The sequence below is a fragment of the Cellulomonas pasadenensis genome (assembly GCF_047229365.1).
Classification (GTDB): Bacteria; Actinomycetota; Actinomycetes; order Actinomycetales; family Cellulomonadaceae; genus Cellulomonas.
In genome coordinates, this window is record NZ_JBFTEP010000039.1 from 1 (window position 1) to 20,880 (window position 20,880).

Genomic DNA, 20,880 nt, shown 5'->3' on the forward strand with positions numbered 1-20,880 from the left:
GGCCGCGCCCCGGCGCCGGCCGCCCGGCGTCCCGTCAGCCGGCGCACTGCCCGCTCCGCGGTCCGCCCACGGTCGTCGTCGCCGGGTCGACGACGACGCCGTTCGCGTTGCCCGCGCACGCGAGCGCGCCGACGACGTCGACGTGCTCCACCGCCACGTGCCCGGAGCTCTGCTCCACCGTGAGCGCGCCGTACCGGCTCTGCCGCTGCAGGCCGTCGTCGAGCCACTCCCACGGGCCCTCCTCGCTGCGTCGCAGCCCGCCGAGCACGACCCCGGCGCGCGCGTCGCGCACGGTGACCTGCCCGTCCACGTCCGTCTCCGCGAGGACGATCCCGGCGACACCGGTGAGCGTGAGGTCCCCGTCGACGCGCGACCCCGCCGTGGACATCCAGCCGCCGCGCACCCGCACGGACCCGTGCACGTGCGTGCCCCGCAGCGCGACGGACTCGTCGTCGCGCGGTGCCGCGGGCGGGATGTCGTCGGGGCGCACGTCGACCGCGGGCGGCAGGCGCACGTCGAGGTCGCCCCCGATGTCGGCGTCCACGTAGAGGTCGAGCGTCGTGCCGCGCACGTCACCGGCGACGGTGCCGGTCACGGTCGCGTACGTCGCGGTGCGCAGGTACACGCCGCCCGCGACGACGTTGTCGACGATGTCGGCCGACCCGTCGACGTGCACGTCCCCGTCGACGCGGCTGTTGCGCACGGTCGACCACTCCTGCCACCCCGTCGGTGCGTCCGCGACGAGCACGTCCCCCCGCACGTGCGCGTTCGCCACGCTGCAGCCCTCCGTGACGAGCAGGTCGCCGTCGTACGTCCGCGGCACCTGGAACGAGCCCTGGTTCGCGAGCGTGCAGACGTGCACGCCCGGTCCGCCCGCGGCGGTCGCCTCGGCCGCACCGCCCACCGTCAGCGCCGCGGCTGCCAGCGCCGTCACCGTTCTCCGTGCACCCATCGCGCGTCCCCCTCGCCCACGTCGTGCCGGCCGCACGTGTCGTGTCAGCCCGCGCACCGGCCGGTGCGGGCGCCGCCGACGGTCACGTCGGTCAGCCGCGGCGTCACGGCGCCGCCCGTGCAGCCGACGTCGCCGGCCACGTCCGCGGCCCCGACGACCACCCGCGAGGCGTTGTCCTGCAGGAGCACGTCGCCGCCGACCGTCGTCCGCCGCGCCGGCGGCCCCTCGACCCAGCCGCCGCCGGTCCAGCGCAGGTGCCCGACGTCGACGCGCTGGTGCGCGCGCCGCACCGTGAGGTCCGCCGCGACGTCGGCCTCCGACACGACCGACGACCACACCCACGACAGCGTGAGCCCGCGCCGCAGCGTCACGTCGGCGACGTGCGTGGCACCGCCGTGCACGTTGACCCAGCCGCCGACGTCCGCCTGCCACAGCGTCAGCCCCCGCGTGCGCACCGCCTGCGGGACGGCGACGTTGATCGCACCCCGCACGGTGCCGCTGATCAGGGCGCGGTCCGTCTTGCCGCGGACGCTGCGGCCCACCTCGCCGACGATGCGCACGTCCGCGGCACGGTCGAGCTGCACGCCGCCGGCGACGACCACGTCGTCGAGGTCCGCCTCCGCCCCGGCACCCACGACGACGTCGCCGTCCACCCGTGTCGCGGTCACCCGGGCGACGGCGCCGTCCGCCACGAGGACGTCGCCGAGCACGTGCGCGTCGAGGAGCCAGCAGCCGTCGCCGTCGACGACGACGTCACCGGGGACCGTCACGCCGTCGAGCCAGTCATCCGGCCCGCACGTCCACGCCGCGGGGGGCGCCATGGCTGCGGCCGGTGCGACCGCCCCATGTGCGACCGCTCCCACGGCGGTCGCTGCCGCCACGGCCGCCAGCAGCGTGGCCCTCGTCCTGCACCGTCGCATGGCGCCCCCCGCGTCGACGTCGTGCGGCCATCGTGGTCGCCCGACAGGACGGAAAGCCACGAACAGGGCAGGACTTCACCCGGTGCCGCGCGTCGACGTCGCGTGCTGGACGCGCGTCCGTCCCGTGTTCACCCGGCCGCCACGCCGCCGTGGAGCGACGGGGCCTACGCTCCCGCCATGGCGCACCCCACCGCTGAGGTCCCCGCCGGCGCACCGGTCGCCGAGCCACCCGTCGTCCGCCGGCAGGTGGCCGCGTGGGCAGCCTGGGACTGGGGGTCGGCGGCGTTCAACGCGGTCGTCACGACGTTCGTCTTCACCGTCTACCTGACGGGGACGACGTTCGTGGAACCCGGCGCGGACGAGACGGCCGCGATGGCCCTGCACAGCCAGTGGCTGGGCTGGGGCCTCGCCGCCGCGGGCGTCCTCGTCGCGCTCACCGCGCCCGCGCTCGGCACGCTCGCCGACGCGGGCGGGCGGCGGCGGCCGCTGCTGGGCGCCATGTCGGCGGTCGTCGGGCTGAGCATCCTCGCGCTGTGGTTCGTGCAGCCCGCCGAGGGCGGCATGGACGACGCCGTCCGCCTCGGCGTGACGCTGCTCGCCGTCGGGACGATCGCCGCCGAGATCGCGTCCGTCGCGTACAACGCGCTGCTGCTGCAGATCAGCGGCCCGCGGACGATCGGCCGCATCAGCGGCATCGGCTGGGGCGCCGGGTACGTCGGCGGCATCGTGTTGCTGCTCGTCCTCTACTTCGGCTTCATCCAGCCGGACGTCGGCCTGTTCGGCGTGACGTCGGAGGGCGGCCTCGACGTGCGGGTGTCGATGCTGCTCGCGGGTGCGTGGTTCCTCGTGTTCGCCGTGCCCGTGCTCGTCGCGGTGCCGGACCACCGGCGGCCGGGCGCGCCGGCGCGCGTGAGCGTCGTCGGGGCGTACGCGACCGTCGGCCGGCACGTCGCCGCGCTGTGGCGGGACCGGCGCTCGACGCTGCGGTTCCTCGTCGCGAGCGCGGTGTTCCGGGACGGTCTCGCGGGCGTGTTCACGTTCGGCGGCGTGCTGGCGGCCGGCACGTTCGGCTTCTCGGCCGCCGACGTCATCCTGTTCGCGATCGCCGCGAACGTCGTCGCCGGGGCCGCGACCATCGCCGCCGGGTGGCTCGACGACCGGTACGGCCCGCGCCGCGTCGTGACGTGGTCGCTCGTGGTGCTGGTCGTCGCCGGGACGGTCGTCTTCCTGCTGCACGACGTCGGCGCGTCGGCGTTCTGGGCGGGCGGGCTCGTGCTGTCCGCGTGCGTCGGGCCGGCGCAGTCGGCGTCGCGCGCGCTGCTCGCCCGGCTCGCCGAGCCGGGCCGCGAGACGGAGGTGTTCGGCCTGTACGCGACGACCGGGCGCGTGGCGACGTTCCTCGCGCCGGCGGCGTTCTCGACCGCGATCCTGCTCGGGGGCGGCGAGCAGTACTGGGGGATCCTCGGCATCGTCGCGGTGCTCCTGCTGGGGCTCCTGCTCTTCGTGCCGGTGCACTTCCCGCGCGGGCTCGGCGTCGACGGGCGGCGTGACGTGGCCCCGGCGACGATGGACGCGTGACGGAGGCGACGGACGGCGGCGCGGGCCGGCCGAGGACGGCGGACGACGCGGCCGGGTGGGACCCCGACCCGCTGCTCACCGGTCACGAGGTCCGCACGCTGCCGGGCTGGCGGCCCGGCTCAGGGCCGTCGTGGCCGGCCGTCCGGGCCGGCGGCGCCGCGCCCGTGCTCACGCTCGTGCGGCCGGTCGACCAGCCGCCCGCGGCGCGCGGCGTCGTCGTGCACCTGCACGGCTACAACGACTACTACTTCGAGACGCACCTGGCCGCCGCCCTGCGCGACGCCGGCTGGGCGTTCCTCGCCGTCGACGCCCGCCGCGCCGGCCGGTCCCTGCGCCCCGGCGACGTCCCGCACTACCAGGGCGACCTGCGCGAGCAGGCGTCGGACCTCGGGCGCGCCGTCGCCGCGGCGCGCACCGCGTGGCCCGGTGTGCCCGTGGTGGTGCACGGGCACTCGACCGGCGGGCTCGTCGCCGCGCTGTGGGCGCACGCGCACCGCGTCCGCGGCGGGGCCGACGCGGTCGTGCTGAACAGCCCGTTCCTGTCGGTGGAGCGGTCGTGGGTGACGCCGCTGCAGGACCAGGCGCTGCGGCCGCTGGCACGGTCGGCGCCGCTGCGCGTCGTCTCGTCGGGGCCGTCGCTGTACGCCGGGCGGATGCGGGAGCGGTGGGAGTTCGACACCGAGCTCAAGCGTCCCGACGGCGTGCCCGTGCGCGCGGGGTGGCTCGCGGCGGTGCGCTCGGGGCAGCGGCGCGTGGCGCGCGGGCTCGACATCGCCGTGCCGGTGCTGGTGGCGCGCTCGGCGCGGTCCGGCGCGGACCTGGCGGAGGGCGACGACCTCGACACGGTGGACACGGTGCTGGACGTGTCGACCATCGCGGCGCTGGCACCGGGGCTCGGCCGGGACGTGCGCGAGGTGGTCGTCGAGGACGGCGTCCACGACCTGGTGCTCTCGGCCGAGGGGCCGCGCGGGGTCTACCTGAACGCGCTGACGTGCTTCCTGGCCACCGTCGCGGACCGCTGAGACCGTCGTCGGTGGGCCGTCACGTCCCCGGAGCGACGGTCGCACCCGGATGACGCGGTCGGGCAGCGTGGTTGCAGCCGGTGTCCGGTCCGGATCGAGCGAGGAGTCCTCATGAGCACCGACGACAGCACCCTGACCGAGGCGGACCGCGAGCTCCTGCGCCGGCCGCTGCACGGGTTCTTCACCGTCGCGTCCGGCCCGGTGCCGCCGCAGCCGCGGCCGGTGTGGTTCGAGCTCGCGGACGACGGCACGCTCCAGCTCTTCACCGGCCCCGACGCCCTCAAGGTGCGGCACCTGCGCCGCGACCCGCGCGCGTCGATGGTCGTCGCCGCCCCCGTGGGCGAGCGCGAGCACTGGGTCGCCGTGTCCGGGCCCGTGACGATCGAGCCCGAGGGCGCGCACGAGCTCGCCGCGCGCCTCGCCGCCCGGTACTGGGACCTCGACGACCCGGTCCGGGCCCGCGACCTCGAGGGTCTGCTCGCCGAGGACTACGTCCGGCTGGTCCTGCACCCGGAGCAGGTGCGGCGCACGGTCTTCTGACCCGCCGCGACCCGACCGCCGGCGCCCCGCCGCCGTCAGCCGCGGTCGAGCCGGTCCAGCAGGTCGACCGCGGCGCGCGCGTCGTCGCTGATCCGGCGGTCGTGGATGCGCTTGACGGGCAGCGGTGCGAGCGCGAGGTGCCGCTCGCGCCCGACCTCGCGCCCGGTGACGAGCTCCGCCGGCTCGAGCACGGCGCCGACGTCACCTGCACGATCACGGAGTCGTCGTGGCGCCCCACCCCCGACGCGCGCGTGCGGCGTTCGGCAGCTGCGAGGGCGGGACGACCATGCTCGCCGGGCTCGAGCACGGGGGCACCCTGCGGGAGGGCTTCTACCGCTGACGCCGGACGGCGTGCGGGGCCCGCCCCGGCGGGGCTCAGGCGCCCTCGCAGCGCCCCTCGCGCCAGTAGCCCATGAACGCGACGGCCTTCCGGTCGACGCCGCACTCGCGCACCAGGTGGCGGCGCAGCGTCTTGATCATGCCGGCCTCGCCGGCGAGCCACGCGTACAGGTGGGCCTCGGCGGCCAGCGGGGCGCCCGTCGAGTAGTCGACCGGGACCTCCCACAGCATGCCGTGGTCGACGTCGACGTCCTCCAGCTCGACGTCCGGCACGGGAGCCTGGCCGGGCAGCAGGCGGGCGCACGCGGCCTGGACGGCGGGCACGAGCAGCTCGCCGTGGCGCCGGCCGTCGCGGCCGTACCAGCGGACCGTCACGCCCTCGGGGCCGTGCAGGTCGAGGCGGTCGTCCGACCACGGCATCTCGATGAGCACCTCGCCGCGGGCGTCGCGCGGGAGGCGCTCGACGATGCCCGCGATGGCCGGCAGGGCCGTCTCGTCGCCGGCGATGAGCAGGCGGTCGGTGCGCGCGGGCGGGACGAAGTCGACGCCGCCGTGCGGGCCGGCCCAGTCGGCGTTGGGGCCGAGCACGACGAGCTCGTCGCCGACCTCGGCGGTGGACGCCCAGCGGGACGCCGGGCCGGTGTCGCCGTGCAGCACGACGTCCACGTCGAGCTCGCGCGCCGGCTGCCGGACCCCGCGGGCCGTGTAGGTGCGGATCGGGTGTCGCTCGTCCTCGGGGAGGCCCCGCCAGCGGCCGTACCAGTCGGCGGAGTCACCGAGGTCGAGCAGGCCCTCGTAGCCGGCGCTCTCGATGGGCAGGAAGAACTTGATGCGCTGGTCGAACCCGTTGTCCGCGAACTTGTCGAGCGTGTCGCCCGTGAAGGTCACGCGCAGCAGGCTCGGGCACATGCGCTGCAGCCGCGCGACGCGCACGTGGAACATGCGGAACGGGGCGACCTCGGCGGCCTCGAGGGTCGCCGCCGACGGCGTCGCCTCGACGGTCTCGGTCGTCGTCGGGTCGCTCGCCGTGGCGGTGCTCGTCGCGGTCACGGCTGCAGCATAAGGTCAGGCTTACCTGAGTTGGCAAGGCGCGAGTGCGTCACGCCTCCTCGCGCGTCACGGCGCTGTGGCGGGCCGGGGCACCGCGACGACCGTCACGACGTCCTGCAGTCCTGCGAAGTCGTCGGGGTTCGTGGTCCACAGGGGCAGGCCGTGTGCTGCCGCCGTCGCAGCGATCATGAGGTCGGCGATCCGGCGACGGGGTGTCCGTCCGACGCCGTGCACCGCCGCCGCCAGACGGCCGTACAGGCGCGCCGCCTCGGCGTCGAAGGGCAGCGGGTCGAACTCGCTCTCCGCGCGCTGGAGCACGTCCGTGCGGCGCGCGCGCTCGGCACGCGCGGCGGCGTCGTCACCGGTGACGAGGTGCACGCCGGCCGACAGCTCCGCCAGCGTGACTGCGGAGATCGCGATCTCGGCTGGGAGGTCGGTGACGTCGATCCACCGTCGAAGGATCAGGATGTTCGTGTCGAGCAGCCCGCGGCCGTCATCGTGCATACGGGTCGATCTCTCCGTCGGTCAGGACGTCGTCGAGGTCCGCGCGGAACCGGTCGGGGTCGAGCGCCGGAGCCGTGCGCGACAAGGCCGCGAACTCGGACCGAGGCACGAACTGCCGCTTGCGGCGCAGGGGGACGAGCTCGCCGATCCGGTGGCCGTCACGAGTCACGGTGAACGCCTGACCACCCTCGACGGCGTCCATGATCTCCCTGGAACGCAGACGCAGGTCACGCTGGCTGATCTCCGGCTGGGCCGTCATGCGTCCATGGTAGCAACGCGTGCCACAGTGTGGCACAGTCAGTGCCGCTCATCGGTCAGGGAGCTGCTCATCGGTCAGGGAGCTGCTGGACCGCCCACTCGTTGCCGTCGGGGTCGCGGAAGCCGGTGAAGCGTCCCCACGCGAGGTCCTGCACCTCCGGCGCGTCGACGCCGTGCGCGACGAGGTGCTCCCGGGCGGCGTCCGCGTCGTCGACGACGACCTGGAGCCCCGTCACCGACCCCGGCGCCACGTCCGTGATGCCCTCGCCGATCGCGATCGAGCACGCCGAGCCCGGGGGCGTCAGCTGCACGAACCGCAGGTCGTCGCTCACGCGGACGTCGTGGTCCACCACGAAGCCGACCTGGTCGGCGTAGAAGGCCTTCGCGCGGTCCACGTCGCTGACCGGCACCATGACGAGCTCGAGCCTGAACTCCATCGCGCGCTCCCACCCTGGGGTCGCCGACCCGACGTCGGCGGCGGTACGGCCATGCTCCCGCCGACCACCGACACGCGTCACCCCGCCTCGTGAGGCCGCATGTGCAGCGTTCGTGCCGCCAGGCGCGACGAACGCTGCACGCGCTCGCCGGCCACGCGCTCGGGCGTCAGCCGACCGCGCCCGTCCCGAACGCCAGGCCCAGCGCGTACGTCGCCGCCGCCGCGCCGAGACCGATCGCGAGCTGCCGCAGCGCCCGCCGCAGCGGCGACGCGCCCGAGAGCAGGCCCACGACGGACCCCGTCCCCAGCAGCGCCAGCCCGACGAGGCCCGCGGACCACGCGACGGCCGTCCAGCCCTCCGCGCCCAGCAGGTACGGCAGCACCGGCACCGCGGCGCCGGACGCGAAGAAGCAGAAGCTCGCGACCGCCGCACCCCACGCGGTGCCGATCGACTCGTGCTCGTCCCGCTCGCGCACCGGCTCCGCGCCCGTCGTCGCGCCGCCCGCGCCGTCCGTCGTCGCGCCCTCCGCGCCGCCCCCGGCCGCGTCCTCGGCCACCGGCGCCGGCGTGCCGCCGGGCAGCGTCGTCGTCGTGCGCAGCAGCGAGTTCGTCACCTGCTGCCGGGCCTCCCACTGGGCGAGCGACGCCAGGACGACGTCCGCGCGGGCCTGCGCCTCGGCGGCGGACATGCCACGCGCCCGGTACACGAGCGCGAGCTCGTTCGCGTCGACGTCGAGGTGCAGGAGCGCGGCGGCCGCGTCGGCGTCCGGCCGGGACGCCTCCAGCAGCTCGCGCTGCGAGCGCACCGACACGTACTCGCCGGCCCCCATCGACAGCGCGCCCGCCAGCAGGCCCGCGAGCCCGGTGAGCAGCACGGTGCCGGTCGCGACGCCGGACGCGCCGATGCCGAGGACCAGCGCGAGGTTCGACACGAGGCCGTCGTTGGCGCCGAACACCGCGGCGCGGAACGTGCCGCTGATCTGCTGGCGGCCCCGCATCGCGAGCCCGCGGACGACCTCCTCGTGGATCTGCTCGTCGGCGGCCATCCGCGGCGTCGCCTCGGCGTCGCGCTCGTACGTCGACCGGGCCTCGGCGCGCTGCGCGAGCGCGAGCACGAACACCGACCCGAACCGCCGGGCCAGCCAGCCGAGCACGCGGCTGCGCCAGTCGCCGCGCAGCGGCCGCCCGACGTCGTCGCCGAGCAGCTCGAGCCAGTGCGACTCGTGCCGCCGCTCCGCCTCGCCGAGGGCGAGCAGGATGTCGCGCTCCTCGCCGGTGCGACGCACGGCGAGGTCGCGGTAGACGGCCGCCTCGGCCCGCTCGTTCGCGAGGTTGCGGCGCCAGCGGCGCAGCTGGGACGCCGTGGGGCGCGTGGGCGCGGGGTCCGCGGGTGCGTGCCCGGTGGGCGGCGCACCGCCGGGCGGCGGGTCGGTGGGCGCGGGACGGTCGGGGGTGCTCATGGTGCTCCGGGGACGGCGACGGGTGCGCACACGGACGAGCCCGGGACCGCTCGGTCCCGGGCTGCACCGGTGCACCCGGCACCGTAGGCGCCGCGGGAGGGTTGCGATAACGGGCGGCACGGGGTTGCCGCCGCCCACGACCCGCGGTTTCGGAGGCCCGAACGCGCACGCCGCTCCACTGCGCGGGCGGTGTCCAGCGTGAACGGGGTCTGGCGTGCGCCTCGAACGCGTGGAGCGCACGCAAGACCGCGTTCGGCGCGGACGGCGCTGCGGGACGGTGCCGCCGGACGGGGCCGCCGCTCGCAGGTCGCGGTCGGCGGCCGCCGTCGCCGGGTCAGGACGCCGGCGCGGCGTCCCGCAGCTTCGCCAGCAGCGGCTCTGCGGCCCCGTCGAGGAACCGCTCCTGCCCCTCGTCGCCCACCTGGACCACCGCGATGTCGGTGAACCCGGCCTCCCAGTAGGCGGACACGGCCTCGACGATCGCGTCGAGGTCGGGCCCGCACGGGATCTGCTCGGCGACGTCATCGGGGCGGATGAACTGGCTGGCCGCGTCGAACGACTCGGTGGTCGGCAGGTCGGCGTTGACCTTCCAGCCGCCGCCGAACCAGCGGAACTGCTCGTGCGCGCGCTGCTTGGCGCGCTCCGGGTCGGGGTCCCACGAGATCGGGATCTGGCCGATCTTGCGCGACGGCGTGTCCGCGAGGCCGTCCTCGGCACGGGCGGCGTCCCACCGCTCGACGAGGTCGGCGTCCGGCTCGACGGCGATGAGGTGGTCGGCCAGCCCGCTGAACCGCGAGACGGACTGGTTGCCGGAGACGGCGGCGCCGATCTCGAGCGGCTCGTCGGGCAGGTCCCACAGCTTCGCGGAGTCGACGCGGAAGTGGACGCCCTCGTACGTCACGCGCTCGCCGGTCAGCAGCTCGTGGATGATCTCCAGCGCCTCCTCGAGCAGGTCGTGCCGCTCGCCGACGGCGGGCCAGCGCTCGCCGACGACGTGCTCGTTGAGGTTCTCGCCGGCGCCGACGCCGAGCGTGAACCGGTTCTCGGACAGGATCGCGAGCGTCGCGGCCTTCTGCGCCACGACCGCCGGGTGGTACCGGATGGTCGGGCACGTCACGTACGTCATGAGGTCGATGCGCTGCGTCGCCTGCGCGACCGCGCCGAGCATGGTCCACGCGTACGACGCGTGCCCCTGCTCCTCCAGCCACGGGAAGTAGTGGTCCGACGACACGGCGAAGTCGAACCCGAGCCGGTCGGCCGCCTGCGCGTACCGGACCAGCTCGCGCGGCCCGGACTGCTCGGTCATGAGGGTGTACCCGAATCGCGTCATGGCACGAGCGTGACGCGCGTGGCGGGTCACGGCATCCGGAACGGGCCGCCGGCGTCGACGCCGTCCGGGGGCGTGCCCGCGGCGTCCGGCACCGGCAGGAACGGCGTCAGCGCGTCGACCAGGGCCTGCGGTGCCTCCTCCGCCACGTGGTGCCCGCTGTCGATGCCGTACCCGCGCAGGTCGTCCGCCCACGCCCGCCAGATCGCCAGCGGGTCCCCGTACAGCTCCTCGAGGTCGTCGCGCAGGGTCCAGAGCACCAGCAGCGGCACGGACAGGCGGCGCCCGGCCGCGCGGTCCTCCTCCTCGTGCCGGCGGTCGACCGTCAGACCCGCTCGGTAGTCCTCGAGCATCGCGCGGACCACGGCCGGGTCGTGCACGGCGGCGCTCCACTCCGCGTGGTTCTCGGCGCCCATGGTGCGCGGGTCGGCGCGGTACCACGCGAGCGGGTCCGCGCCGATGACCCGCTCGGGGACCTCCGGCTGGGCGAAGAAGAACCAGTGCCACCACGCGGTGGCGAACCGGGCGTCGGCGCGGGCGAGGTGCTCGCTGATCGGGATGCAGTCGACGAGCGTCAGCCGGTCGACCCGGTGCTCGTGGTCGAGCGCCAGCCGGAGCGCGACGTAGGCGCCGCGGTCGTGCCCGACGACGTGGAAGCGCTCGTGCCCCAGCGTCGTCATCAGCTGCACCATGTCGCGGGCGACGGCGCGCTTGCTGTGGGCGCTGTGGTCCGGGGCCGGCGGCGGACCGACCGACCGCCCGTAGCCGCGCAGGTCCGGGCAGACGACCGTGAACCCCCGCGCGACGAGCGCCGGGGCGACGGCGTGCCAGGTCGCCCCCGTGCGCGGGTGCCCGTGCAGTAGCAGCACCGCGGGGCCCGTGCCGCCGTGGCGCACGTGCAGCCGCGCCTCGTCGACCGGGACGTCCGCGACCGTGAACCCGTCGAACACCGGGCCAGTCTGGCGGCCCGTGCGTCCGCGTGCAGGGCGTCGGGTCCGGCGCAGCCGGGCTCAGGCGTCCGCCCATGCCTCCGCGGCGGTCGTCACCGGCTCGCCCGTGCGAGCGGACTCCTCCATCGCGAGGCCCAGCAGGTGGTCCTGGATGCCGTCGGCGAGCGGGTAGGGCGGCGGGGCGTCGCCCCGCACCCACGCGCCCGTGGCGTCGAGCAGGTGGGCGACGGCGACGTCGTCGTCCGCGAGCCGCGCCCCGACGAACGGGTTGCGGTAGAGCACGCGGCCCTCGAGAGACAGGTGCTCGAGGTCGAACCCGTCGAGGTCCTGCTCGATGCCCGACTGCCGCCGCGCGATCCGCGACGTCAGGACCGTCCGCGGGTCGAGCCAGCGCGTCACGTCGTCCCCGACCACCTCGCCGAGCGAGCCGCGCACGACGATGCGGTTGCTGCGCAGCGGGTTGTGCCACTGGTTGTCGGTGAAGTCGTAGAGGACGTGCCGGCCGTCGCCGAGGTCGATGGTCGCGAGGATCGTGCGCGCGTCGGCGGGCTCGGTGGCGTCGGTCCAGCCGTGCCGCGTGAGGGGGTCCACGAGCGGGGCGGTGAACGTGCGCGCGTGCACCGTGGTGGCGCCTCGGCCGGCGCCGAGCAGCCGCCGCGCGAGCCCGACCGCGTGGTACATGTGCGTCGAGGAGACCTGCACGCTCGTCGGCGTGCCGATGAGGCCGTCGTCGACGAGGCGCTGCCGCGCCTGGTGCGCCGGCATGAAGGGGCTGTGCTCCGCGACCTGCACGAGGCCGCTCGCGCCGACGTCCGCCCACAGGTCGCGCAGGCCGTCGACGTCCGGCGCGGGCGGCGTCTCCGCGAGCACGGGCACGGACGCCTCGACGAGCTCCCGCACGACCTCCGGCGTCACGAGCCACGGCGTCGCGGTGACCACGAGCTCGGGCCGGTCGGGTGCGGGGCCCGCCCCCGGGACGGCGCCCGTGACGAGCTCCTCGACGGTCCGCACCGTCGGCACGCCCCACCGCGCCTCGACCTCCGCGCCGCGCTCGGCGGTCCGCGTCACGACGCCCGTGCACGCGAAGCGCTCCGGCATGAGCAGGGCCATGCGCACGAAGAACTCGGCGCGCCAGCCGGAGCCGATCACGCCGAACCGGACGGGTGCGGGGGTGGACTGCGTCATGGGGACGTCCTCGTCGTCGAGCGGTTGCGTCCCGTCGACAGTAGCCGCGGGGGCGGCCGGCGCTCGTCGGGACGGGCCGCCCTGGGGACTCGGCGGTGCCGAGCAGGGCTGTGGTCGGGTCGGCACCCACAGGAGCCGCCCGACGGTGCGCGCCGCCCCCGACGCGTGGCACGGTGTGCGCGCCGGCACCCCTCGCCCGGCCCTGATCCCCGGAGGTGACGTCCGTGCGCGCGACCGACGTCCCTGTCGTCCTGTTCCGCCTCGTCGCGGCGACGTTCGCGCTCGTCGGCACGCGGGCCGTGTGGCGCGACGGCGAGCTCGACGGGCTCGTGTACTTCACCAACATCTCGAACCTCGGCTTCGCCGTCGTGGTGCTGTGGGCGGCGGTCGCGTCGCTGCGGGGCCGCGGGCAGCCGCCGGCGCTGCTCAAGGGCGGCGTGACCCTCTTCCTGCTCATCACCGGGCTCGTGTCGTGGCTCGTGCTCGCCCCCGAGGCGCCCGACGCCCCGGTGGTCGCGTTCGGGCTCACCGGCGGGCAGATCGAGCACGAGGTGACGCCGGTCCTCGCGCTCGTCGACTTCGTGGTGCTCGACGCGCACCGGCGGCTGCGGTGGCGCGCCGCCGCCTGGTGGGTCGTGGCGCTGCTCGTCTACTGCGCCTTCTCGACGGTGCGCGGGCTCGTGCGGCCCGACCTCGGCTACCCGTACGGGTTCATCGACCTCGCGGCGCTCGGGTGGGGCGGGCTGGCGCTCAACGTCCTGCTGTACGGCGCGGCGTTCGCGGTGCTGGGGCTGCTGCTCGTACTGGTCGACCGGCGTCTGCCGCGGGCGGCGCTGCTCGGCACGGCGGGGCGTGCGCCGTCGTCCACCCCGGCCTCGACAGAGCCGACGTCCCGGAGCCGAGAAGCGGACGGGTCCTGACCGCTTCCGGGCCTAGCGTCGGGCCATGTCCACCTTGTCGTCGCGCCGGCTCAACAGGACGCTGCTGCACCGCCAGCAGCTCGACGCGCGGTCCGACGCCGGCGTGGTCGCGGCCGTCGAGCGGCGTGTCGCGGTGCAGGCGCAGGAGCCCAACTGGGTGCACGTGGGCATGGCGGCGCGGCTGTCCGGCTTCCGGACGGCGGACCTCGACGCGGCCGTCGCGGCGCGGGCGCTGGTGCGCGGGCCGCTGCTGAGGGGCACGCAGCACCTGACGTCCGCGGCGGACCACGGCTGCCTGCGCCCGACCGTGCAGCCGGTGCTCGACCGGCTCGTGCGGTCGGCGTACTACGCCGAGCACGTCGGCGACCTCGACCCGGCGGTGCTCGTCGCGGCCGCGCGCGAGGTCCTCGGTGACCGGACGGTGCGGCGGCGCGACCTCGGTGCGGCGCTGGCCGAGCGGTTCCCGGGTCGCAAGGGGGCGGTCATGGCGGCGGCCGTCGAGGCGCTGACGCCGGTCGTGCACGACCCCGCGACGTCGGCGTTCGGCTCGTGGTGGAGCCGCCGGTCCATCGCCGTCACCGCCGCCGACGTGTGGCTCGGGCAGCCGGTCGGCGCGCCGGACCTGCCCGCGCTCGTGCGCCGCTACCTCGCGGCGTTCGGCCCGGCGGACGTCATGGACCTGCAGGCGTGGTGCGGCCTGACCCGGCTGCGACCGGTCGTGGACGGCATGCGCGCCGGGCTCCGCACGTACCGCGGCCCCGACGGCCGCGAGCTGCTCGACCTGCCCGACGCGCCGCTCGCCGACGAGGACGCGCCCGCCCCCGTGCGTTTCCTGCCGATGTTCGACGACGCCGTCCTCGGCCACCGCGACCGGACCCGCATCGTCCCCGAGGCCGTCCGCCGCGACGTCATGCCGGGGTGGTCGATGGTCCGGGCGACGGTGCTGGTCGACGGCGTCGTGGCCGCGACGTGGGAGGTCGTGGAGGGCCGGCTGCTGGTGCGTCCCCTGCGCCCGCTCGCGCCCGGCGAGCAGGACGCTCTCGAGGCGGAGGGTGCGACGGTCGCCGACCTCGTCGGCGCGGACCGCGACGTCGAGCTGACGTCGGCCCCGCGCACGCCGCTGCCGGGCGCACCGCGCCCCTGACGCGACCCCGACCCACGGCGCCCGCCGGCGAGCCGCCGCGCGCCCGTCCTCGCCCCGCCGACCGCCGACCCGGCCGCCGTGCAGCACCCACGCCGCCGCGTGCTGCACGACGACCGGCTCGACGCGACGTCGTCCGAGGGGGCGCGTCCGGCGTCCCGTCGCCTCGGCGGTGGCGACCCGGTGGTTGTGCAGCGACGGGGGCCGGTGGTGTTGCGCAACCACCGGTTCGGCGCAGTGGTGGTCCTGCCCGTCGTGATGCCGGGACGTGTGCGGTGGCGACCCGGTGGTTGTGCAGCGACGGGGGCCGGTGGTGCTGCGCAACGGCCGGTTCGGCGAGGTGGTCGTCCGGCCGTCGCGATGCCGGGACGGGTGTGATGCCGACCCGGTGGTTGTGCAGGGATAAGGGCCGGGCGTGCTGCGCAACGGCCGGGTCGGCGGGCGGGTGGGCGCTGTAGCGGCGTCGCGAATCGCTTCACAACGTTGTAGAACCGCCGTCCCGCGGCCACGTTGGCGCTCACATCTCGTCCCCGGTAGCGAAGGCGGTACCCGTGATGCGTCGACCCCCCACCCACCGCACGAGCGCACGCCCCCCACGCACGCGGCTGCGCGCACTGGTCCTGGCCGCCACGGCCACCCTCGTCGCCGGCCTCGTCGGCACGGCGTCGGCGCCGCCGGCGCTCGCCGCACCCGCGCCGCTCGTGTCCGCGCAGTCGGGGCGCTGCCTCGACGTGGCGGGCAACGACGCGAACCCCGGCGCGGCCATCCAGATCTGGGACTGCAACGGCGTCGCCGGGCAGGGCTGGGAGCTGACCGCCGCCGGCGAGCTGCGCGCCTTCACCGGCAGCCGCTGCCTCGACGCGCTCAACTGGGGCACCGCCCCCGGCACGGCACTCATCTCGTGGAGCTGCACCGGCGGCGCCAACCAGCGGTTCGCGCGTGGGGCGAACGGCAGCCTCGTGCACCAGCAGTCCGGCCTGTGCGTCGACGTCAGCAACGGGCGCACCGCCAACGGCACCGCCGTCGCGCTGTGGACCTGCAACGGCCGCGACAACCAGCGCTGGAACGGCGGCACCGCCGGCGGCGGCGACGGCGGCACGCCGCCCGCGGCCTACCCCGGGCCCGGCGTCGTCACGGGCGCGACGTGGGCGCACGACCCCACGGTCGTCAAGCGCCCCGACGGCTCCTACCTCGTCGCGACGACGGGCCGCGGCATCCCGCTCAAGACGTCCCGCGACCGCACGGCGTGGTCCGACGCGGGCGCCGCGTTCCCGAGCGGCACCCCGTGGACGTCCGCGCACACGACCGGCGACCTGTGGGCGCCCGACCTGTCCTACCGCGACGGGCAGTACTGGCTGTACTACTCGGCGTCGTCGTTCGGCAGCCGCAACTCCGGCATCTACCTGGCGACCAGCCCGAGCGGGAACGCCGGCACGTGGACGCACCGCGGCCTGGTCGTCAGCACCACGGAGGCCAGCGACCACAACGCGATCGACTCCGACCTCGTCACCGACGCGCAGGGCCGGCTGTGGATGAGCTACGGCTCGTTCTGGACCGGCATCAAGATGATCGAGATCGACCCGGCGACCGGTCTGCGCCGGGGCACCGCGATCCACTCGCTCGCCACCCGGAGCGCCGGCATCGAGGCCCCCGACATCCTGTACCGGGACGGGTACTACTACCTGTTCGTGTCGTTCGACCGCTGCTGCCAGGGCGCCGACAGCACCTACCGGATCGCGGTGGGCCGCTCGTCGAGCATCACCGGGCCGTACGTCGACCGCGCCGGCACGCGCATGACGAGCGGCGGCGGCACCGAGATCCTCGCCGGCCGCGGCTCGGTCAACGGCCCCGGGCACAGCGCCACGCTCCGGGACACCGACGGGGACGTCCTCTTCTACCACTGGTACACCGACGCCGGGGACGCCCGCCTCGGCATCAACCTGCTCGGCTGGGACGCCGCCGGCTGGCCGTACGTCAGGTGACGGGACCCGGCCGGACGTCGCCCCGCGCGGCGTCCGGCCGGGCGTCGTCCCGCACGGGTTCGTCCCGCACCGGCCGGTCCCGCACGGGCTCGTCCCGGTCCGACGCGCCGCCGTCGGAGAACAGCTGCCACACCGGCCCGAACACGCACCACAGCACCATGACGAGCGTCGCGCGCCCGGCCCACCCGGCGAGCACCGCGCGCTGCTCCGGGGCGGTCGCGATGAGCGCGAGCACGCCGAGGATCCCGCACGCGACCGCCCACGCGAGCACCACCCGCAGCCACAGGCGCCACTCGTGGCGCAGCGCCGCGCGCCCCCGCTTCGGCGGCACGGGCGGACGCGGCCCGTCGAAGAACCGCCACGCCACCCAGCCGTCGACCTTCTCCACGGTCCACCGCCCGAACGCCACCGTGTACCCGAGGTAGAGCGCCGCGAGGCCGTGCGTCCACGTCGGCTCGCTGCCGCGCAGCAGGTCGCCGACCGTCGCGACCAGCAGCACGACCTCGATCGCCGGCTCGCACAGCAGCAGCACCGTGGACAGCCGCCGGCGGCGCAGCGCGTACCGCGCGACCACGGCCGCGGCGAGGAACACCCAGAACGCGACCTCGCACGTCACCACCAGCGCGGCCACGGGGTTGTCGCGGACCCACTCGATCACCGTCATGCCGCCACGGTGGCGCGCGTCGGCCGGTTCCCGCGTCGGGCGGACGGACGGTCCGCGGAGGACGCGGCCCTCCGGACGGATGACGCCCCTCCTCCCTTCGGACGACGGTGCGCGCACGCGCGTCTGCTGGGATGGGCGGGTGCTCACCGCCCTGCGCCGCCACGCGGCCACCGCCGCCGGCCGGTGGCGGGTCGCGCGCGCGTCCGGGACGACCGACCGCGTCGCCGCGCTGGGCCTGCTGCTGCTCGGGCTGGTCCTGCTGGCGCTGGACGTCGGCGGCGTCGGGCCGACGTCGGCGGTCGTCGACGTGCCCGCGCCGCGGTGGTGGCAGGCGGGGCTGCTGCTCGTCGCGGTGCTGCTGCTCGTCGCGAAGCGCCGCCGGCCCGTCGCGGTGCTGCTGGGGGTCGTGGTGCTCGCGGCGGCCGACACGCTGCTCGGCGGCGCGCTCGGCATGTACCTCGTGCTGTTCGACGCGCTGTTCGCGCTCGCCGTGCACGCGAGCGCGCGGGCGCGCCGGGCGGCGCAGGGCGTCGTCCTCGCCGGGATCGTCGCGGCCGCCGTCACCGCCGTGGTGGCCGGCTGGTCGGCGCGGGACGTCGTCCAGGTGGTGCTGGCGGTCGTCGCCCTGTTCCTCACGCCGTTCTGGTGGGGCGGCGACGTGCGGCGCACCGAGGAGCTCGCGCGCTCGGAGGCGCAGCGCGCGGACCTGGAGCGGCAGCGCGCGGACCTCGAGCGGGAGCGGGCCGACCTGGCCGCGGCGCACGCCGACGACGCCGCGCGGATCGCCGCGCTCGACCGCGCGTCCGCCGTCCGGGACGAGCGCACGCGCATGGCCCGCGACCTGCACGACGCGGTCGCGGGGCACCTGTCCGCCGTCGCGATCCACGCCGAGGCCGCGCTCGCGGGCACCCCGGACGAGGTCCGCGACCGCACCGCGCTGCGGGCCGTCCGGGGGGCGGCCCTCGACGCGCTGACGGAGATGCGCGCGATGATCCTCGTGCTGCGCGCGGGTGCCGACGCCGACGACGTCCCGGCGCCGCCCGGCCTCGACCGGGTCGCCGCGCTCGACGTCGACGTGGACCCCGCCGCGCTGCCGACCGTGTCCGCGGCCGTGGGGCAGACCGCCTACCGGATCGTCCAGGAGGCCGTCACGAACGCGCACAAGCACGGCACGGGCCGCCCGTCGCTCACGGTCCGCGCCGACGACCGCACGCTGCACCTGGAGGTCCGCAACGCCATGACCGCCGCCGCGCCGCCGCACCCGGTGCCGTCGTCGTCGACCGGCCTGACGACGATGCGCGAGCGCGCCGCGACGCTCGGCGGCACCGCGACCGCCGGCCCCGAGGCCGACGCGTGGGTGGTCCGCGTCGCGCTGCCCCTCGACCCGGCGGCGGTGCCCGCGTGAGCGGCGTGCGCGTCCTGCTCGCCGACGACCACGGCGCCATCCGCGCGGGACTGCGCCTCATGCTCGAGCAGTCCGGCGACGTGGAGGTCGTGGGCGAGGCCGGGGACGGCGACGTCGCGGTGCGGCAGGCGCGCGCGCTGCGCCCCGACGTCGTGCTCATGGACGTCCGGATGCCCGGCACGGACGGCATCACCGCCACCGGGGCGATCGTGCGCGACGGCCTCGCCGAGGTCGTCGCCCTGACGACGTTCGACCTCGACGAGTACGTCGTCGGCATGGTGCGCGCGGGCGCCGCCGGGTTCCTGCTCAAGTCGGTCGGCGCGGCCGAGCTGGTCGACGCGGTGCGGCGCGTGGCCGCCGGCGAGGGCGTGCTCGCGCCCGAGGTGACGCGGCGGGTGCTCGACGCGGTGGCCGGGCGCGTCCCGCTGGGCGGGCCGCCGGCCGACGACGCCGGACCCGTCACCGCCGGCGACCCGCGCCTCGCCGCGCTGACCGCGCGCGAGCGGGACGTGCTCGCCGGCCTCGGCGAGGGGCTGTCGAACGCCCAGCTCGCCGAGCGGCTCGCCGTGTCGCCGACCACCGTGAAGTCGCACGTGAGCCACGTGCTCGCGAAGCTGGGCGTCCGCTCGCGCCTCCAGGCGGGGGTGCTGGCGCGCGACCTGCTCGGGTGACGCCCCGGGTCAGGCCAGCGCCGCGCGCAGGCCGTCGGCGAGCGACGTCGTCGGGCGGCCGAGCAGGGTGCGCAGGTGGTCCGTGGCGTCGGCGAGCGCGCCCTCCGCGATGTTGGCGTCCAGGGCGACGACGAAGCCGGCCGTGCCCTCGTCGAGGCCCGCGCCCGTGAGGACCGCGGTGTGCTCGGCGGCGTCGACCCGGCGGTACGTCACGGGCCGGCCGAGCAGCTCGGTCGCGACGGCGGCGAGCTCGTCGAAGTCCCAGGCGACGTCGCCCGTCAGCTCGTAGGTGCGGCCCTCGTGGCCGCTGCCCGTCAGGACGGCGACGGCGCCGGCGGCGAGGTCGGCGCGCGTGGCCGACGCGACCCGCCCGTCGCCCACCGACGCCACGATCTCGCCGGTCTGCGCGGCCTGCTGCAGCGTCGCGACGTAGTTCTCCGTGTACCAGTTGTTGCGCAGCACGGTCACGGGCAGGCCGGACGCGGCGAGCATCTCCTCGGTCGCCTTGTGGTCGGGCGCGAGGACCAGGGACGTCGTGCCCGCGTGCGGCGCGGACGTGTAGACGACGTGGCCCACGCCGGCCGCGACGGCGGCGTCGACGACGGCACGGTGCTGCGCGAGCCGCCGGCCCGGGTCGCTGCCGGACACGAACATGACCCGGTCGGCGCCGGTGAACGCGTCGGCGAGCGTCTCCGGGCGGTCGTAGTCGAGCGTCACGACGCGCACGCCGCGCTCGGCGAGGTCGGCCAGGCGCTCGGTCGCGCGACCGCCGGCGACGACGTCCGACGGCGTGACGCCCGCGTCGAGCAGCCCTTCGACGACGAGACGGCCCAGGTGACCGGTGGCTCCGGTGACGACGATCGACATGACTGCTCCTCCTGCTGTGGTCCGCGCCGTGCGGACGACCCGCACCGACGACCGCCACAACCGGTCGGTCCGCGTACGCTTTCCCTATCAGCGGTGCCCACTTCTCGGTGCGGTACCTACCCGGAGGTGAGCATGCAGGTCACGGCGACGCGAGGCTCGGCAGACGAGACCCAGGTCACACCGCCCACGTCCGACGACTCCGCACCCGGTGCCGCCCTGCGCGCCATGCTCCTCGCCCACCGGCTGCCCGCCGCCTGCCCCAGCCGTGTCGTCCTCGACCACGTCACCAGCCGGTGGGGCGTCCTCGTGCTCGTCGCCCTCTCGGACGGCAGCCTGCGCTGGGGCGAGCTCCGCCGGACCGTCGAGGGCGTCAGCGAGAAGATGCTCGCGCAGACGCTGCGCACGCTGGAGGCCGACGGCCTCGTCGACCGCACGGTCGCGGCCACCGTCCCGCCGCGCGTCGACTACGCGCTCACGGAGCTCGGCCACGACCTCGCGGCTCACCTGCTGCCGCTCATGAGCTGGATCGTCGACCACGCGGACGCGATCGTCGGCCGGGACACCGCGCGGCCCTGACCCCGCCGCACCTCGACCGGGGCGCGCCCGACCCGACCCCGCTCGACCGGGCCCGGTCGACCCGCCGTGAACGCCGTGCGACGGGGCCGTGACGGCCCGGGTCTCGGGAGGCGGGACACCCGTCCGACCGGTA

Annotated in this window: 22 protein-coding genes; 9 read left to right on the forward strand and 13 right to left on the reverse strand. The window is 76.3% G+C overall.

All coding sequences use genetic code 11. From position 1 onward, the window contains the following. Window positions 1-34: 34 nt before the first annotated feature. The gene (locus tag AB6N23_RS07665) at window positions 35-934 is read right to left on the reverse strand and encodes a hypothetical protein (RefSeq protein WP_412865502.1); all 900 of its coding nucleotides are present in this window, start codon (window positions 932-934) and stop codon (window positions 35-37) included. Between the two features lie 62 nt (window positions 935-996). Beyond that, window positions 997-1,773, reverse strand: coding sequence for a hypothetical protein (locus tag AB6N23_RS07670; RefSeq protein WP_412865504.1), 777 nt, complete (start codon window positions 1,771-1,773; stop codon window positions 997-999). Between the two features lie 276 nt (window positions 1,774-2,049). Between AB6N23_RS07670 and AB6N23_RS07675 the strand changes: the two genes are divergently transcribed. The 3 genes from AB6N23_RS07675 to AB6N23_RS07685 all read left to right on the forward strand — a co-directional run bounded on the left by AB6N23_RS07675 (window position 2,050) and on the right by AB6N23_RS07685 (window position 5,012). Then, entirely contained in the window at window positions 2,050-3,450 is a 1,401-nt protein-coding gene (locus tag AB6N23_RS07675; protein WP_412865506.1) for an MFS transporter, read from the forward strand. Continuing rightward, window positions 3,447-4,472: an alpha/beta fold hydrolase gene (locus AB6N23_RS07680; protein ID WP_412865508.1), complete on the forward strand. Its 1,026-nt coding sequence runs from the start codon at window positions 3,447-3,449 to the stop codon at window positions 4,470-4,472. Before AB6N23_RS07675 ends, AB6N23_RS07680 begins: the two co-directional genes overlap by 4 nt. Before the next feature lie 111 nt (window positions 4,473-4,583). Next, window positions 4,584-5,012 carry a pyridoxamine 5'-phosphate oxidase family protein gene (locus tag AB6N23_RS07685; protein ID WP_412865510.1) on the forward strand — a complete coding sequence of 143 codons (429 nt, stop codon included), beginning with the start codon at window positions 4,584-4,586 and terminating at the stop codon, window positions 5,010-5,012. A gap of 35 nt (window positions 5,013-5,047) precedes the next feature. Here the strand turns inward: AB6N23_RS07685 and AB6N23_RS07690 are convergent, their stop codons facing one another. The 9 genes from AB6N23_RS07690 to AB6N23_RS07730 all read right to left on the reverse strand — a co-directional run bounded on the left by AB6N23_RS07690 (window position 5,048) and on the right by AB6N23_RS07730 (window position 12,521). Further along, window positions 5,048-5,203, reverse strand: coding sequence for a hypothetical protein (locus tag AB6N23_RS07690; protein ID WP_412865511.1), 156 nt, complete (start codon window positions 5,201-5,203; stop codon window positions 5,048-5,050). Between the two features lie 184 nt (window positions 5,204-5,387). Beyond that, the gene (locus AB6N23_RS07695; protein WP_412865512.1) at window positions 5,388-6,401 is read right to left on the reverse strand and encodes a siderophore-interacting protein; all 1,014 of its coding nucleotides are present in this window, start codon (window positions 6,399-6,401) and stop codon (window positions 5,388-5,390) included. A gap of 66 nt (window positions 6,402-6,467) precedes the next feature. Next, complete coding sequence (locus tag AB6N23_RS07700) at window positions 6,468-6,905, reverse strand: type II toxin-antitoxin system VapC family toxin (protein WP_412865513.1); 438 nt, start codon at window positions 6,903-6,905, stop codon at window positions 6,468-6,470. Continuing rightward, entirely contained in the window at window positions 6,895-7,164 is a 270-nt protein-coding gene (locus tag AB6N23_RS07705) for a type II toxin-antitoxin system Phd/YefM family antitoxin (protein ID WP_412865514.1), read from the reverse strand. Before AB6N23_RS07705 ends, AB6N23_RS07700 begins: the two co-directional genes overlap by 11 nt. A gap of 67 nt (window positions 7,165-7,231) precedes the next feature. Beyond that, window positions 7,232-7,600, reverse strand: a complete 369-nt coding sequence (locus tag AB6N23_RS07710) for a glyoxalase superfamily protein (protein WP_412865515.1) — start codon at window positions 7,598-7,600, stop codon at window positions 7,232-7,234. Window positions 7,601-7,766: 166 nt separating this feature from the next. Then, window positions 7,767-9,059, reverse strand: coding sequence for a VIT1/CCC1 transporter family protein (locus AB6N23_RS07715; RefSeq protein ID WP_412865516.1), 1,293 nt, complete (start codon window positions 9,057-9,059; stop codon window positions 7,767-7,769). 334 nt (window positions 9,060-9,393) lie between these two features. Beyond that, window positions 9,394-10,389 carry a TIGR03557 family F420-dependent LLM class oxidoreductase gene (locus AB6N23_RS07720; protein WP_412865517.1) on the reverse strand — a complete coding sequence of 332 codons (996 nt, stop codon included), beginning with the start codon at window positions 10,387-10,389 and terminating at the stop codon, window positions 9,394-9,396. 26 nt (window positions 10,390-10,415) lie between these two features. Next, the gene (locus tag AB6N23_RS07725; protein WP_412865518.1) at window positions 10,416-11,336 is read right to left on the reverse strand and encodes an alpha/beta fold hydrolase; all 921 of its coding nucleotides are present in this window, start codon (window positions 11,334-11,336) and stop codon (window positions 10,416-10,418) included. Between the two features lie 60 nt (window positions 11,337-11,396). Continuing rightward, window positions 11,397-12,521, reverse strand: a complete 1,125-nt coding sequence (locus AB6N23_RS07730; RefSeq protein WP_412865519.1) for a Gfo/Idh/MocA family protein — start codon at window positions 12,519-12,521, stop codon at window positions 11,397-11,399. Window positions 12,522-12,745: 224 nt separating this feature from the next. Here AB6N23_RS07730 and AB6N23_RS07735 point away from each other — a divergent pair, with 224 nt between their 5' ends. From AB6N23_RS07735 to AB6N23_RS07745, 3 genes are all read left to right on the forward strand, one after another. After that, window positions 12,746-13,441 (forward strand): Pr6Pr family membrane protein, encoded by a 696-nt coding sequence (locus tag AB6N23_RS07735; protein WP_412865520.1) that lies wholly within the window; start codon window positions 12,746-12,748, stop codon window positions 13,439-13,441. Window positions 13,442-13,466: 25 nt separating this feature from the next. Further along, window positions 13,467-14,585 (forward strand): winged helix DNA-binding domain-containing protein, encoded by a 1,119-nt coding sequence (locus AB6N23_RS07740; protein ID WP_412865521.1) that lies wholly within the window; start codon window positions 13,467-13,469, stop codon window positions 14,583-14,585. 551 nt (window positions 14,586-15,136) lie between these two features. After that, the gene (locus AB6N23_RS07745; protein ID WP_412865530.1) at window positions 15,137-16,564 is read left to right on the forward strand and encodes a family 43 glycosylhydrolase; all 1,428 of its coding nucleotides are present in this window, start codon (window positions 15,137-15,139) and stop codon (window positions 16,562-16,564) included. Here AB6N23_RS07745 and AB6N23_RS07750 read toward each other — a convergent pair. Next, the gene (locus AB6N23_RS07750; protein ID WP_412865522.1) at window positions 16,557-17,228 is read right to left on the reverse strand and encodes a hypothetical protein; all 672 of its coding nucleotides are present in this window, start codon (window positions 17,226-17,228) and stop codon (window positions 16,557-16,559) included. The two genes, AB6N23_RS07745 and AB6N23_RS07750, sit on opposite strands and share 8 nt — an antisense overlap. Before the next feature lie 139 nt (window positions 17,229-17,367). Here AB6N23_RS07750 and AB6N23_RS07755 point away from each other — a divergent pair, with 139 nt between their 5' ends. Beyond that, window positions 17,368-18,633: a sensor histidine kinase gene (locus tag AB6N23_RS07755; RefSeq protein WP_412865523.1), complete on the forward strand. Its 1,266-nt coding sequence runs from the start codon at window positions 17,368-17,370 to the stop codon at window positions 18,631-18,633. 59 nt (window positions 18,634-18,692) lie between these two features. Continuing rightward, the gene (locus AB6N23_RS07760; protein WP_412865531.1) at window positions 18,693-19,304 is read left to right on the forward strand and encodes a response regulator; all 612 of its coding nucleotides are present in this window, start codon (window positions 18,693-18,695) and stop codon (window positions 19,302-19,304) included. 9 nt (window positions 19,305-19,313) lie between these two features. On the opposite strand, the gene AB6N23_RS07765 is transcribed toward AB6N23_RS07760, so the two are convergent. Beyond that, window positions 19,314-20,171 (reverse strand): SDR family oxidoreductase, encoded by an 858-nt coding sequence (locus AB6N23_RS07765; protein WP_412865524.1) that lies wholly within the window; start codon window positions 20,169-20,171, stop codon window positions 19,314-19,316. Between the two features lie 225 nt (window positions 20,172-20,396). On the opposite strand from AB6N23_RS07765, the gene AB6N23_RS07770 reads away from it, so the two are divergent. Then, window positions 20,397-20,747, forward strand: coding sequence for a winged helix-turn-helix transcriptional regulator (locus AB6N23_RS07770; RefSeq protein WP_412865532.1), 351 nt, complete (start codon window positions 20,397-20,399; stop codon window positions 20,745-20,747). The last annotated feature ends 133 nt before the right edge of the window (window positions 20,748-20,880 follow it).

Coding starts and splice junctions, on each gene's coding strand:
- AB6N23_RS07670 (WP_412865504.1), bottom strand. CDS start 1,773: ATGGCGCCCCCCGCGGCGTGGACGTGCGGGCCGGATGACTGGCTCGAC.
- AB6N23_RS07675 (WP_412865506.1), top strand. CDS start 2,050: ATGGCGCACCCCACCGCTGAGGTCCCCGCCGGCGCACCGGTCGCCGAG.
- AB6N23_RS07685 (WP_412865510.1), top strand. CDS start 4,584: ATGAGCACCGACGACAGCACCCTGACCGAGGCGGACCGCGAGCTCCTG.
- AB6N23_RS07700 (WP_412865513.1), bottom strand. CDS start 6,905: ATGCACGATGACGGCCGCGGGCTGCTCGACACGAACATCCTGATCCTT.
- AB6N23_RS07705 (WP_412865514.1), bottom strand. CDS start 7,164: ATGACGGCCCAGCCGGAGATCAGCCAGCGTGACCTGCGTCTGCGTTCC.
- AB6N23_RS07710 (WP_412865515.1), bottom strand. CDS start 7,600: ATGGAGTTCAGGCTCGAGCTCGTCATGGTGCCGGTCAGCGACGTGGAC.
- AB6N23_RS07715 (WP_412865516.1), bottom strand. CDS start 9,059: ATGAGCACCCCCGACCGTCCCGCGCCCACCGACCCGCCGCCCGGCGGT.
- AB6N23_RS07720 (WP_412865517.1), bottom strand. CDS start 10,389: ATGACGCGATTCGGGTACACCCTCATGACCGAGCAGTCCGGGCCGCGC.
- AB6N23_RS07730 (WP_412865519.1), bottom strand. CDS start 12,521: ATGACGCAGTCCACCCCCGCACCCGTCCGGTTCGGCGTGATCGGCTCC.
- AB6N23_RS07740 (WP_412865521.1), top strand. CDS start 13,467: ATGTCCACCTTGTCGTCGCGCCGGCTCAACAGGACGCTGCTGCACCGC.
- AB6N23_RS07745 (WP_412865530.1), top strand. CDS start 15,137: ATGCGTCGACCCCCCACCCACCGCACGAGCGCACGCCCCCCACGCACG.
- AB6N23_RS07750 (WP_412865522.1), bottom strand. CDS start 17,228: ATGACGGTGATCGAGTGGGTCCGCGACAACCCCGTGGCCGCGCTGGTG.
- AB6N23_RS07760 (WP_412865531.1), top strand. CDS start 18,693: ATGCTCGAGCAGTCCGGCGACGTGGAGGTCGTGGGCGAGGCCGGGGAC.
- AB6N23_RS07765 (WP_412865524.1), bottom strand. CDS start 20,171: ATGTCGATCGTCGTCACCGGAGCCACCGGTCACCTGGGCCGTCTCGTC.
- AB6N23_RS07770 (WP_412865532.1), top strand. CDS start 20,397: ATGCTCCTCGCCCACCGGCTGCCCGCCGCCTGCCCCAGCCGTGTCGTC.